Source organism: Agromyces subbeticus DSM 16689 (assembly GCF_000421565.1).
Classification (GTDB): domain Bacteria; phylum Actinomycetota; class Actinomycetes; order Actinomycetales; family Microbacteriaceae; genus Agromyces; species Agromyces subbeticus.
In genome coordinates this window covers 112279-124536 of the sequence record NZ_ATXG01000007.1, presented here as the reverse complement: position 1 = coordinate 124536, position 12258 = coordinate 112279, and the positions used below count along the sequence as shown (strand labels likewise).

The 12258-nt window shown below is 69.9% G+C and carries 12 protein-coding genes and 1 pseudogene; 7 read left to right on the top strand and 6 right to left on the bottom strand.

The genetic code is table 11. The features are described 5' to 3' along the window. The first annotated feature begins 6 nt into the window (after positions 1-6). The gene (locus tag H521_RS0111575; protein WP_026482210.1) at positions 7-327 is read left to right on the top strand and encodes a thiamine-binding protein; all 321 of its coding nucleotides are present in this window, start codon (positions 7-9) and stop codon (positions 325-327) included. Between the two features lie 60 nt (positions 328-387). Beyond that, complete coding sequence (locus H521_RS0111570) at positions 388-1671, top strand: MFS transporter (RefSeq protein WP_022893184.1); 1284 nt, start codon at positions 388-390, stop codon at positions 1669-1671. A 52-nt stretch (positions 1672-1723) separates the two neighbouring features. On the opposite strand, the gene H521_RS0111565 is transcribed toward H521_RS0111570, so the two are convergent. The 6 genes and pseudogenes from H521_RS0111565 to H521_RS23020 form a co-directional block, all read right to left on the bottom strand. Beyond that, the gene (locus H521_RS0111565; protein WP_022893183.1) at positions 1724-2374 is read right to left on the bottom strand and encodes a response regulator transcription factor; all 651 of its coding nucleotides are present in this window, start codon (positions 2372-2374) and stop codon (positions 1724-1726) included. Then, the gene (locus tag H521_RS23025; protein ID WP_022893182.1) at positions 2375-3637 is read right to left on the bottom strand and encodes a hypothetical protein; all 1263 of its coding nucleotides are present in this window, start codon (positions 3635-3637) and stop codon (positions 2375-2377) included. Next, positions 3634-4791, bottom strand: coding sequence for a sensor histidine kinase (locus H521_RS0111555; protein ID WP_022893181.1), 1158 nt, complete (start codon positions 4789-4791; stop codon positions 3634-3636). The genes H521_RS23025 and H521_RS0111555 overlap by 4 nt, the downstream gene beginning before the upstream one ends. Positions 4792-4874: 83 nt before the next feature. Next, positions 4875-6080 carry a homoserine O-acetyltransferase MetX gene (gene metX / locus H521_RS0111550; RefSeq protein ID WP_022893180.1) on the bottom strand — a complete coding sequence of 402 codons (1206 nt, stop codon included), beginning with the start codon at positions 6078-6080 and terminating at the stop codon, positions 4875-4877. A gap of 161 nt (positions 6081-6241) precedes the next feature. Next, a pseudogene (locus tag H521_RS0111545) lies at positions 6242-7567 on the bottom strand (bifunctional o-acetylhomoserine/o-acetylserine sulfhydrylase); the annotation flags it as partial. 111 nt (positions 7568-7678) lie between these two features. Continuing rightward, the gene (locus H521_RS23020; RefSeq protein WP_022893178.1) at positions 7679-8779 is read right to left on the bottom strand and encodes an acyltransferase family protein; all 1101 of its coding nucleotides are present in this window, start codon (positions 8777-8779) and stop codon (positions 7679-7681) included. A 48-nt stretch (positions 8780-8827) separates the two neighbouring features. On the opposite strand from H521_RS23020, the gene H521_RS0111535 reads away from it, so the two are divergent. The 5 genes from H521_RS0111535 to H521_RS0111515 are packed head-to-tail and all read left to right on the top strand — an operon-like array spanning position 8828 to position 12256. Continuing rightward, positions 8828-9613 carry an SDR family NAD(P)-dependent oxidoreductase gene (locus H521_RS0111535; RefSeq protein ID WP_022893177.1) on the top strand — a complete coding sequence of 262 codons (786 nt, stop codon included), beginning with the start codon at positions 8828-8830 and terminating at the stop codon, positions 9611-9613. A gap of 1 nt (position 9614) precedes the next feature. Next, a complete protein-coding gene (locus H521_RS23015) occupies positions 9615-10319 on the top strand; it encodes a potassium channel family protein (protein WP_022893176.1) in 705 nt (234 codons plus the stop codon). A 24-nt stretch (positions 10320-10343) separates the two neighbouring features. Beyond that, a complete protein-coding gene (locus H521_RS0111525; protein ID WP_022893175.1) occupies positions 10344-10877 on the top strand; it encodes a phosphoribosyltransferase in 534 nt (177 codons plus the stop codon). 49 nt (positions 10878-10926) lie between these two features. Next, positions 10927-11643, top strand: coding sequence for a uracil-DNA glycosylase (locus H521_RS0111520; protein WP_022893174.1), 717 nt, complete (start codon positions 10927-10929; stop codon positions 11641-11643). A gap of 34 nt (positions 11644-11677) precedes the next feature. Next, entirely contained in the window at positions 11678-12256 is a 579-nt protein-coding gene (locus H521_RS0111515) for a GNAT family N-acetyltransferase (protein WP_022893173.1), read from the top strand. Positions 12257-12258 lie beyond the last annotated feature (2 nt).

Sequence of the window (12258 nt, the reverse complement as noted above, 5' to 3'; positions counted from 1 at the left end):
ACGAACATGCTGGTGGCATTCTCAGTAGCGCCGGGCGGCACGGGCAGCGCCGACGGCTCCGTTCACGACGCCGTCGCGGCAGCGGTGAAGGTCGTGCGCGAGTCGGGGCTCCCGAACCGCACGACGTCGATGTTCACCGAGATCGAAGGCGAATGGGACGAGGTCTTCGACGTCGTTCGGCGTGCCACCGAGGCCGTCGGCGAGTACGGCTCGCGGGTGTCGCTCGTGCTGAAGGCCGACATCAGGCCGGGTTACAGCGGGGAGCTCGACGCGAAGATCGACCGGCTCGAGGCCGCGATCGACCAAGCGGGTACCGACGTGGACTAGGCAGCGCACGCAGAAGTCGAACCGATTCGAATCGATTCGATTCCGTGCGAGAATCGACGGGTGACCCAGTCAACCGACGGGCCGACGACGTTGTCGCCGGCCCGTATTCGTTTCGCGTTCCTGGCGCTCGCACTCGGCGGCTTCGGCATCGGATCGACCGAGTTCGTCGCCATGGGCCTGCTGCCGAACATCGCGCACGACCTGCTGCCCGAGCTCGCCGCGGAGTCGCCGGCCGATGCCAACGCGACGGCCGGCTGGGTCATCTCGGCGTACGCGCTCGGCGTCGTCGTCGGCGCGCCGACCATCGCCGCCGCGGCCGCGCGATGGCCGCGCAAGCGCCTGCTGCTCGCCCTCCTCACGGCCTTCACGGTCGGCACCGTCGCCTCGGCCGTGCTGCCCACGTTCGAGCTCGTGCTCATCGCGCGATTCGTGGCTGCGCTGCCGCACGGCGCGTACTTCGGCATCGCATCGCTCGTCGCGGCGAGCCTCATGGGGCCGGGCAAGCGCGCCCGTGGCGTCGCACTCGTGCTCTCGGGCCTCACGATCGCCAACGTGATCGGAGTGCCGGCGATCACGTGGCTCGGGCAGGCCGCCGGCTGGCGCACCGCCTATCTCGCGGTCGCGGGCATCTTCGCGCTCACGTTCGTCGCCGTGCTCGTGGCGGTGCCGTGGCAAGCGGGTGACCCGCATGCCACGATGAAGCGCGAACTGCGGGCGTTCACGCGTGCCCAGGTCTGGTTCGCGCTCGGCATCGGCGCGATCGGCTTCGGCGGCCTCTTCGCCGTCTACAGCTACGTCGCACCGCTCGCCACCGAGGTCACCGGCCTGCCCGAGTCGTTCGTGCCCGTCGTGCTCATCGCATTCGGCATCGGCATGACGATCGGCAACATCGCAGGCGGTCGCCTCGCCGACTGGAGCGTGCGCCGCTCCATGTACCTGTTCTTCGCGATTCTCGCCGCCGCGCTGGTGCTGCTCGCGTTCACGGCGACGAACCCGGTGGGCCTGTTCGCCGGCGTGCTGCTCGTCGGCGGCGCCTCGGCGGCGCTCTCACCCACGATCCAGGCCCGGCTGATGGACGTCGCACGCGACAGCCAGTCGATCGCCGCCGCGCTGAATCACTCGGCCCTGAACATCGGCAACAGCCTCGGCGCCGTGCTCGGCGGCGTCGCGATCGCGAGCGGCCTCGGCTACGTGGCACCGATCTGGATCGGGCTCGTGCTCACGCTCGCCGGCGCGGCGCTCGCGGTGGCGTCGTTCGCCCTCGATCGATCGCGGCACCAGCGCGGCGTCGCCGTGCCGTATGCGACCGGTGCGATCGCGGCCGTGGAGCCCGTCGACGCCTGAGCGCCACGCCCTGCCATCGGCGAGCGGATGCCGCGGCATCCGCTCGACCGGATCAGTCGGACTGCAGCAGGATGCCGTCGAGGATCGCGCGCTTGCGCAGTGCCACCTTGGTGCCCACGTCGTAGCCCGACGCCCGGTACTTCTCACGGATGCGCTTGAGATAGCTCTTCGCCGTCTCTTCGGAGATGCCGAGCTGGAACGCCACAGCCTTGACCGGCTGGCCGGCACCGTAGAGGGCCATCACCCGGCGCTCCTGCGCCGAGAGCTTCGGTGCGGTGCCGTTCTCGCTGAGCGCGAGTTCGAGTTCGGCGGTGAGGTACGACTCGCCGATGCGCGCCGCCCGGATCGCCTCGATGATGGTCTCGACCGGCTCGGACTTCACCAGGTAGCCGAGGGCACCCGAGCTGAGCGCCTCGCGAACCACCGCGGGCTCGGAGTAGGTGCTCATGAGCATCGTCTGCACACCGGCGGACTTCAGCATCGACAGCTTGAGCGAGATCGGGATGTTGTCGCGCAGGTCGAGGTCGAGGAGCACGACGTCGACGGGGAAGTCGGGGTGGGCGAGCAGTTCTGACCACGACGGCACCGCGGCGATGAGTTCGATATCGGGTGCCGCGGTGCGAATCCACTCGGAGAGGGCCCCGAGCAGCATGCGGTGATCGTCGACGATCGCCAGGCGGATCGGTGGATCGGTGTCTGCCATTCAGCTTCCCCTCGGATGAGCCGCCCCGCGGGCGACCGGAACCCCAGCCGAGACGTGCGGATCGACCCGGCAGTCGATGTCGATGCGGAACGTTTCCGGAGCCGCCTCGACCTCGTGTGTACCGACACTATCGAGTACATCCCACGTTGCGGGGTCGACGCGTCGTCGAGCGAGTCCTGTCACCTCGATCGAGAGCAGCAGATCGGGCGTATCGGGCGAAGAGGCGTCGGCGGGTTCGCGGCAGGTGACGTGCGCCGAGAGCTCGGCCGTGCCCTTCGACTGCTCGCCGACGAGGAACCACAGGGCGAGGAGCAGGCCGTCTCGCTGTGCCTGGCCGAGCAGGCCCGCGAGTCCGCCGGGATCGTCGACGGTCACCCGATTGCTGAGGTAGGCGGATTCGGTGACGGCGTGCCGAAGCCAGGTGTCGTTGCGCCCCTCGATCAGTCGCACGCGGAGGCGGGCTGCGATGGTGCCCGCCCGTTCGGCGGCCTCGGCGGGCAGGGGAATGGCGATGCGACCCGAGCCGACGTCGTCGAGCAGTGACTCAGCGTCGAAGTCGAGTTGCGCGAGCTCTTCCGAGGCGCGCATGCCGACCGCGGTGCGCGGTGTCGCGACCGTGCTCTGCACGAGTGAGAGGTCGAGCTCGCGGCGCACGAGCCGCCGGAAGCCGCCGATCGCCAGCACGGCGACGACGACGGGCAGCACGGTGGCTGCCGCGACGACGACGCCGGTCACGGTGTGGTGCCCCGCGGACTCGAGCTGGAAAAGGGCCGCCACGGCGATCACGAGGCCGATCGCTCCCGCGACGAGCACGGGAATGCGGATGCCCCTGATCGCCGCGACGGGCATCAGCACGGCCCCGGCCGCGGCCGCGGCCGTCGGCGTCACGCCGAGGTGGAGGAGCCCCTGCGTGGCGGCGATGTCGAGCCACACGGGCGCGATGAGCGCGATGAGGAGCGTGAGGTAGAGCCAGTCGGGCAGCGGTGCGTTGCGCGACACCATGCGTGAGACCACGCCGATGCCGACGACCCCGAGCAGCGCGAACCACGCGGCCCACGGGCCTGGGCCGGGCGGGAAGAGCGGCGCGAGCGTCAGTGCATGAGCGAGATGGCCGGCGATGATGAGGCCGGACGCGATCGTGATACCGACCGCGAGACGACGCCCGCCGTGGCTCTCGCGCACATCGCCGGCAGCCCGTGCCGAGCGGCTCGGTCGGCGGAAGGGTCGTCCGGTGATCGAAGCGGCGATCTGCGGCTCTCTCATGGTTTCGGCACCTCGAGCATCACCGTCGTGCCGGATCCGGGTGAGGAGAAGATGCGGGCCCGCCCGCCGACGGTGTTGAGCCGGCCGACGACGGATTCGGCGTACCCGAGTCGCGCACCGTCGACCGTGTCGGGCTCGAAGCCGGTGCCGGCGTCGGTCACCATGGCGCGCACGGTGCGGTCGTCGTCGCTCACCGTGACATCAGCCTCGGTGACGCCCGCGTGCCGGCGCACGTTCTCGAGGCACTCGCCGAGGGCGCCGAGGAGAGCGTCGAGGGTCTCACGCGGCAGCGCGAGGCGGCCGGTGCCGTGCCAATTCACATCGAGGCCCATGCGTGCGAAGCGCTGCCGCACCGATTCGAAGGTGAGGCCGATCGTGTCGTCGTCGGACTCCGGCGAGAAGACCGTGGTCGACCCGCGGTCGAGCGGCGCGCCGAGCCTGAGCTGCTTGAGCAGCCTGGCGTCATCGCCGGCCTGTTGACGCAGCGCCCCGGCGCTCACGCCGACACCGGAATGGGCGAGCAGGCTGAGGGTGGCGAGCACGGTGTCGTGCAGCACCCGCGCGTCCTGCCGCTGCTGCGACTCGAGCTCACTCGCGAGACGCTCGGCCTCGTGCGCCCGGCCGACCTCGGCGATGCGGTCGGCGGCCGTCGCGATGGCCTTGTCGAGCCAGACGCCGATCGCCGAGTTGGCGGCCCAGCCCATGATCGCGCCGATGGCGACGGTCTGCATCTCGTGACCCGTGATGGCGACCACCCCGATGGCGATCAGCGTCGCCGCGACGAGGCCGAGCACGAGGAACGGTCCGTCGGAGCGCACGATCAGGGGAATCGCGACCGAGGAGGCGGTGATCGCCGCCGTGATCGCCATCGCCGCGATCGTGACGGGATCGAGCACCGCTCCCGCCCCGAGCAGCAGGATGAGGGCGATCGAGCACGCCACGGCGGCGATGGCCGGTGCGACGGCGCCCCGCACGGCGTGCAGGGCGATTCCGGCGCCGGCACCGAGGCTCAGCAGGGCCGACAACGCGAGCTCGAGCCCAGTCGTCGTGCCGGGAACGAGGAGGCAGGCGAGTGCGCCGATCGTGCCGCTCAGGCCGGAGACCCGGGCGAGCTGCCGCAACAACCGATCGCGTTCCTTCTGGATGCGCTTCATGACACCCCCTGGGTGGTCGGCAGTCGTGGACACGGCCACCGTCACTCTCGAAGAGTAGCGGAATCGCCCCCGGGAGCGATGGCTCAGGCGGCGAGGAGCCCGGCGAGGGCCGCGCCGACCGCATCGTCTTCGATGAGGAAGGCGTCATGACCGTACTCGGATTCGACGAGCACCGGGGTCGGCCCATGGACGCTGTGGCCCAGCCCCGCGGCGATCTCGACCTGGCCGGTCAGCGGAAAGTACCGATCGCTGTCGATGCCGAGCACGAGGCTCTGTGCCTGGATGCGCGCTAGCGCAACGCCGGCCCCGCCTCGGCCTCGCCCGATGTCGTGCGAATTCATCGCCTGGGTGAGCACGATGTAGCTGTTGGCATCGAAGCGGCGGGTGAACTTGTTGCCGTGGAAGTCGAGGTAGGACTCGACGGCGAAGCGCCCATCGCCGCCGAGCGGGTCGAGGTCGGACTGCCAGCTGCGGTCGAACCGCTGGTTGAGCTCGGACGCGGTGCGGTAGTTGAGCATCGCCATGCGCCGGGCCAGTGCCAGACCCTGCGTCGGGCCATCGCCATCGGGCGCGTCGTAGAACTCGCCGCCGCGGAACGCCGGATCGGTGCGGATCGCCTCGATCTGCACCGAGTTCAGCGCGATCTGGTCGGCCGAGGTGGTCGCCGGGGCGGCGAGCACTGCGATGCGCTCGACCGCCTCGGGAGCCATGATCGCCCACTCCAGCACGTGCATCGCGCCCATCGACCCGCCGATGACGGCGGCGAAGCGCTCGATGCCGAGTTCTCGGGCGAAGGCGATCTGGGCTCGCACCTGGTCGCGGATGGTGAGGAACGGGAATCGGATGCCCCATTCGCTGCGGTCGGGGGCCAGCGACGCCGGCCCGGTGGACCCCTGGCACCCGCCGAGCACGTTCGGGGCGACGACGAACCAGCGATCGGTGTCGATCGCGAGGCCAGGCCCCACGATTCCCGGCCACCACCCGGCGCTCGGATGCGCCGGACCCGCGGGACCCACGACGTGGCTGTCGCCGGTGAGTGCGTGGAGCACCAGGACCGCGTTGTCGCGCGCAGGCGACAGCGTTCCCCACTGCTCGTAGGCGATGCGCGCGGCGGGAAGCGACTGGCCCGACTCCAACGGCACCTCGCCGATGCTCACGAAGCGGCGGTCGCCGACGGCGTCGCCCTCTCGCCACGCACCGGTCGCGGGCGCGCGGCCGGCGAGCGATGCCGCCCGCGCCTCGGTGACGATGCTCGCGGGCACCGCGTCGGCCGTCGTCTGCCAGTCCATGCTTCGATTCTCCCGAATCCCGGCGACCGCCCGCGCTTTGTTACGACGAACGGGTGGAGCTGAGGCGGAGGCCGCTTCCGGTGCCCGCCGGCCACGCGAAAACGGCGGATGCCGCGGGCCCGGGTGGGCTCACGGCATCCGCCGTCGTGTCGTGCCCGGGGTCAGACCCTGGCGGCCTCGGTGGCGGCGCGTGCCGCTGCGAAGCCGGCCTCGAGGTCGGCCTTCAGGTCGTCGATGTTCTCGATGCCGACCGACAGCCGCACGAGTCCGGGCGTCACGCCGGTCGTGAGCTGCTGCTCGGGGGTCAGCTGCGAGTGCGTCGTCGACGCGGGGTGGATGACGAGCGAGCGCACATCGCCGATGTTCGCGAGGTGGCTGAAGAGCGACAGGCTGTCGACGAGTGCCCGGCCGGCGTCGACGCCGCCCTTGAGCTCGAATGAGAGCACGGCTCCGACGCCCTTCGGCGCATACGTGTTCGCGGCGGCGTACCAGGGGCTCGACGGCAGCCCGGAGTAGTTGACGCTCGCGACATCGGGGTGCGAATCGAGCCACTCCGCGATCTCCTGGGCGTTCTGCACGTGGCGTTCGATGCGCAGCGACAGGGTCTCGATGCCCTGGATGAGTTGCCACGCGCTCGCCGGGGCGATCGCGGCACCGAGGTCGCGCAGCAACTGCACGCGGGCCTTGATGATGTAGGCGAGGGCGTCGCCGACCGCGGCCGTGTAGCTCGCGCCGTGGTACGAGGGGTCGGGCTCGGTGAGGCCAGGGAAGCGCTCGACGTTCTTCGACCACTCGAAGGTGCCGCCATCGACGATCACGCCGCCGATGACGGTGCCGTGCCCGCCGAGGAACTTTGTCGCCGAGTGCACGATGATGTCGGCGCCGTGCTCGAACGGGCGGATGAGGTACGGCGTGGCGATCGTGTTGTCGACGATGAGCGGAACGCCCGACTCGTGCGCGACATCGGAGACCGTGCGGATGTCGAGGATGTTGATCTTCGGGTTGCCGATCGTCTCGGCGAAGAAGAGCTTCGTGTTGGGGCGCACGGCACGGCGCCACTCCTCGGGGTCGTCCTGATTCTCGACGAACGTCGTCTCGATGCCGAGCTTGGCGAGCGTGTACTTGAAGAGGTTGTAGGTGCCGCCGTAGATCGACGACGAGGAGACGATGTGATCGCCGGCCTCTGCGATGTTCAGCACCGCGAAGGTCGACGCCGACTGACCGGATGCCACGAGCAGCGCGCCGCTGCCGCCCTCGAGCGCCGCGAGGCGCTCTTCGACGACGGCCTGCGTCGGGTTCTGGATGCGCGTGTAGATGTTGCCGAACTCGGCGAGCGCGAACAGGTTCTGCGCGTGCTCGGCGTTGTTGAACACGTACGACGTGGTCTGGTAGATCGGCGTGGCACGCGCGTTGGTCACGGGGTCGGGCGCTGCGCCCGAGTGCACCTGCTTGGTCTCGAAACGCCAGTCGGCGGTGTCGCTCATGGAAGTCTCCTCAGAAGTCGCGCATGGGTGCGCCGTGGCTTTCGAGCCACGTTAGGCGGGTGCCCGAGGCCGGGCAACGGATGCCGCAACACGGCGTCACGCTCGAGGCATCCGCTATTTCAGCTCGCTCTCGGGCGGCAGCACGATCGTTCCCGTGGCGGTCGACGGTTCGGGCCGGAACAGCCACCGCGCCCGCGGCTGCACGAGCGGCCGGAACACCCGGCGCACGGGCTTCAGCGAGAGCACGATCGAGATCCCGATGCAGAAGAGCATCATCGCCGGCAGCACCCAGAACGGCTGGTCGCCGGCGAGGATCGGCGTCTCGCGGAACGGGAACAGCACGAAGGAGTGCAACAGGTAGATGTACATCGTCGCCGTGCCGAACGGCGTGAACCAGTGCGCGCCCCGCGGCATCAGCACGAGGAAGGCGACCGCGAGCAGCATCGCGAACAACAGCAGCCCGAGCCGGATGGCCCCCGACCACGGCTCGTCGTAGCCGATCGCCTGGTACGACTCGTCGTAGAGCATGAATCGGCGCAGCTTCAGGTCGCGCCAGGTCTCGATCGCCGCGGGCATGAGTGCGAGCGTGGCGCCGAACAGCATGATGGCGCCGGCCCGCCACCGCCATGCGACCGCGGTGCCGAGTTCGAGCCAGCGGCCGGTGAGCTGCCACTGACGCAGCTTCCAGCCGAAGACGAAGAAGGGGAGCATGCCGAGGGTGCGCGAGAGGGCCAGGGTCGAGTCGATCGTCTCGGTGTAGCCGGCTCCGATCGAGATCGCGATGGCGATGAGCAGGGGATAGCGGAGCAGCACGAGATACGGCAGCACGATGCGCCAGATCGCGAGGGCGATGAGGAACCAGAGCGTCCACGAGGCGGTCGTGTAGTCGAGTGCGAACTCGCCCCCGAGGATCCAGCGGATGACGGTCCAGATCGTCTCGAAGATGAGGAAGGGCAGCACGATGTCGGTCATGACCTGCCGCAGCCCACGGGCGTTCGGCGGCCCCGATTTCGCGAAGTAGCCGCTCACCGTGACGAAGACGGCGACGTGGAACGAGTAGATGAATAGGTAGACGCTGTAGGCGGAGTTCGACTCTGCGATGAGGGGCAGGATTCCGTGGCCGATGACCACCAGGGTGATTGCGATCCATCGGGCGTTGTCCCACAGGGGAACACGTCTGCGCCGGCTCGGAGTCGCCTGCGGCCTCGTCTGCATCAGTCCATTCAACCGCACCTGCGGCGGCCGGCAGTGCAGAATGGGCGCATGGGTGAGCTGCGAGTGGTCGTGACGGGTGCGAGTTCTGGCATCGGGGAGGCGACGGTGCGGGCCTTCCGCGCCGCCGGCTGGAGCGTCGTGGGCGTGGCCCGCCGCGAGGATCGCCTGCAGGCGCTCGCCGCCGAGACCGGGGCATCCGTCGTCGTGGCCGATCTCACGAAGCAGGCCGACGTCGACCGACTCCGCGAGCACCTCGCCGCGACCGGTCCCGTGCATGCGCTCGTCAACAACGCCGGCGGTGCGAAGGGCCTCGACTCGGTCGAGGCGAGCGACGTCGATGACTGGGCGTGGATGTTCGAGGTCAACGTGCTCGCGCTCAAGCGCGTGACGAGCGCACTGCTGCCACTGTTGCGCAAGGGCGCCATTGCACGGGGCGTCGCCGACATCGTCAACGTCACGTCGATCGCCGGCCACACCGCCTATGCCGGCGGCGGGGGCTACAACGCCGCCAAGTTCGCCGCCCACGCTCTCACCGAGGTGCTGCGGCTCGAGCTGAACGGCGAACCGCTGCGAGTCATCGAGGTGGCGCCCGGCATGGTGAAGACCGACGAGTTCGCGCTCGTGCGGTTCGGCGGCGACCGGGCCAGGGCCGACGCCGTCTACGACGACGTGCCCGAGCCGCTCGTGGCCGACGACATCGCGGCGGTCATCGCCGATGCCGTGCAGAAGCCACGGCACGTCGACCTCGACCTGATCGTCGTCAAGCCCGTGGCTCAGGCCGCGCCGTACCGGCTGACGAAGGGCCCGCTCACGGTACGCGGAGAGGGCGACTGACATGGTCGCGGCGGCGCCGAAGCGGCTTCGGTGGGAAGAACACACGACCGTTGCCCTCGTTGTGCTCGGGCTCGCATTCATCGTGGCGTACTCGCTGCTCGTGCTGATCCGCGAGCTGCCGACCCTTGCCGTGCTGGGGCTCAGCCTGGTCATCGTGATCACCTGGGTCGTCTTCCTGGCCGATCTCGTGGTGCGCATCGCGCTGACACCGCGCGGCGATCGCTGGCACTTCCTCTGGACGCACCCCGTCGACGTGATGTCGGCACTACTGCCCGTGTTCCGGGCGTTCCGCGTGCTCGCGCTCCTGCGCGAAGTGCCGTACCTGCAGCGAGGCAGCGGCTCAGCGGTGCGGGCGAACATCGTGATCTACGCGGCCTGCTACGCCGCACTATTCATCTACTTCATCTCGCTCGCCACGCTCGCGGCCGAGCGCGACGCCGCGGGCGCCACCATCACGAGCTTCGGCGACGCGATCTGGTGGGCCTTCGTCACGATCGCGACCGTCGGGTACGGCGACACCTACCCGATCACGGTGACCGGCCGCATCTACGCCGTGCTGCTGATGGCCGGCGGGGTCGCGATCGTGGGCACGGCATCGGCCACGATCATCTCGCTCATCAACGAGCGCATCGGCGTGGCACGGCGCGGAAACGCCGACAACGCCGACGGCACGCTCGATGAGCCGCCGAACGACGGCCGGGTCTGACGCCGCGCCGACTACCCTTGGGGAATGACGTTCGATGCGAATGACGCCGCAACCGGTGTCGACGGAATCCGCCGCGAGATCCTCACTTGGGACGAGTTCGGCGACGCGGCACGATCGCTCGCCGGCGACGTGCTCGACTCGGGCTTCCGCCCCGACGTCGTGATCGCGATCGCCCGCGGCGGGCTGCTGCTCGCCGGCGCGATCTCCTATGCGCTCGGCACCAAGGCGTGCGGCTCGATCAACGTCGAGTTCTACTCCGGCATCGACGAGCGACTGCCCGAGCCGGTGCTGCACCCGCCGATGCTCGACGCGCCGGCACTCATGGGCAAACGCGTGCTGCTCGTCGACGACGTCTCGGATTCCGGCCGCACCCTCGCCAAGGTGCTCGGGCTGCTCACCGACGAGGGTGCCGACGTGCGCACCGCGACGCTCTACACGAAGTCGCACACGGTGCTCGCTCCCGACTTCGACTACCGCCGCACCGACGACTGGATCGTCTTCCCGTGGTCGGCCCTGCCGCCCGTGGAACGCCCGGCGCTCGACGAGGGTGCCGCGTGAGCGTGCACCTCATCGGGGGCGGCGTGCTGGTCTCCACCACCGGCAGTTGATGGTCACTTCGACGTCCCTCGACGAGCTTGCCGCCGAAGGCCGCATCGACGCGGGCTGGGCGCGCGCGCTCGCACCGGTCGGCCCGCACCTCGCCGGCCTCGAGGAGTTCCTCCGCGCCGAGCAGGCGGCCGGGCGCGGCTACCTGCCGGGCGAGCGGCACGTGCTCCGGGCGTTCAACGCTCCGTTGGCCGACGTGCGGGTGCTCATCGTCGGTCAGGACCCGTACCCCACTCCGGGGCATCCGATCGGCCTCTCGTTCGCCGTCGATCCGCAGGTTCGGCCAGTGCCGCGCAGCCTCGCCAACATCTACCGCGAACTCGCCGACGACCTCGGGGTGGTGCCGCCGCAGCACGGCGACCTCACCCACTGGAGCGCGAACGGCGTGATGCTGCTGAACCGGGTGCTGACCGTGCAGCCAGGGGCTCCCGCGTCGCACCGCGGCAAGGGCTGGGAGACCGTGACCGACCATGCGATCCGCTCGCTCGTCTCGCGGGGCGGCCCGCTCGTGGCGGTGCTGTGGGGGCGCGACGCCCAGCAGCTCACGCCGCTGCTCGGCGATACGCCGACGATCGAGTCGGCGCATCCGAGTCCGCTCTCGGCGTCGCGCGGGTTCTTCGGATCCCGGCCCTTCAGCCGGGCGAACGCGCTGCTCGAGGCGCAGGGTGCAGCGCCCGTCGACTGGAGCCTGCCGGACCAGCCCCTCCGGCTCGTGTAATCCCACGGCAACACGTCGCGGGTATTCTGGCGGCATGCTCGAAGAGGAATACCAGGCGCGACGCGTGCTGCCGCCCCACCTTCGCCCGGCGCCCCCTGCAGAGGCGCCCTTCGAGTACTCGCTGCGCGACGCGCGCGCCGCCGATCTCCCGGCCGTTCGCGAGATCTACAACTACTACGTCGCCAACTCCACGGTCACCTTCGACGAAGACGCCATGACCCTCGCGGAGTGGAAGGACAAGTTCGCGTACCTCGAGAAGCTCGGCATGCCGTTCATCGTCGCCGTGTCGCCGAGCGGGCAGCTGCTCGGCTTCGCGCTCGTCTCACCGTGGAAGCAGAAGCGCGCCTACCGCTACACGGTCGAGAACTCGATCTACCTCGGCCCCGCGGCATCCGGCAAGGGGCTCGGCCGGGTGCTGCTCGCCGAGCTCATCGAACGGGCGAAGGCTGCGGGCTTGAAGGAGATGATCGCCGTCATCGCCGATCAGGGCGCCGAGGCGTCGATCGCCCTGCACGAGAAGTTCGGCTTCGAGGAGATCGGGCGCATGGGCCGCGTGGGCTTCAAGTTCGAGCGCTGGCTCGGCACGGTGCTGCTGCAGAAGTCGCTCAAGTAGCC

Excerpts from the sequence above, each read along its gene's own strand:
- H521_RS23020 (WP_022893178.1), bottom strand. The coding sequence starts at position 8,779 with ATGCAGACGAGGCCGCAGGCGACTCCGAGCCGGCGCAGACGTGTTCCC.
- H521_RS0111520 (WP_022893174.1), top strand. The coding sequence starts at position 10,927 with ATGGTCACTTCGACGTCCCTCGACGAGCTTGCCGCCGAAGGCCGCATC.
- H521_RS23015 (WP_022893176.1), top strand. The coding sequence starts at position 9,615 with ATGGTCGCGGCGGCGCCGAAGCGGCTTCGGTGGGAAGAACACACGACC.
- H521_RS23025 (WP_022893182.1), bottom strand. The coding sequence starts at position 3,637 with ATGAGAGAGCCGCAGATCGCCGCTTCGATCACCGGACGACCCTTCCGC.
- H521_RS0111535 (WP_022893177.1), top strand. The coding sequence starts at position 8,828 with ATGGGTGAGCTGCGAGTGGTCGTGACGGGTGCGAGTTCTGGCATCGGG.
- H521_RS0111515 (WP_022893173.1), top strand. The coding sequence starts at position 11,678 with ATGCTCGAAGAGGAATACCAGGCGCGACGCGTGCTGCCGCCCCACCTT.
- H521_RS0111575 (WP_026482210.1), top strand. The coding sequence starts at position 7 with ATGCTGGTGGCATTCTCAGTAGCGCCGGGCGGCACGGGCAGCGCCGAC.
- H521_RS0111555 (WP_022893181.1), bottom strand. The coding sequence starts at position 4,791 with ATGAAGCGCATCCAGAAGGAACGCGATCGGTTGTTGCGGCAGCTCGCC.
- H521_RS0111525 (WP_022893175.1), top strand. The coding sequence starts at position 10,344 with ATGACGTTCGATGCGAATGACGCCGCAACCGGTGTCGACGGAATCCGC.
- H521_RS0111565 (WP_022893183.1), bottom strand. The coding sequence starts at position 2,374 with ATGGCAGACACCGATCCACCGATCCGCCTGGCGATCGTCGACGATCAC.
- metX (WP_022893180.1), bottom strand. The coding sequence starts at position 6,080 with ATGGACTGGCAGACGACGGCCGACGCGGTGCCCGCGAGCATCGTCACC.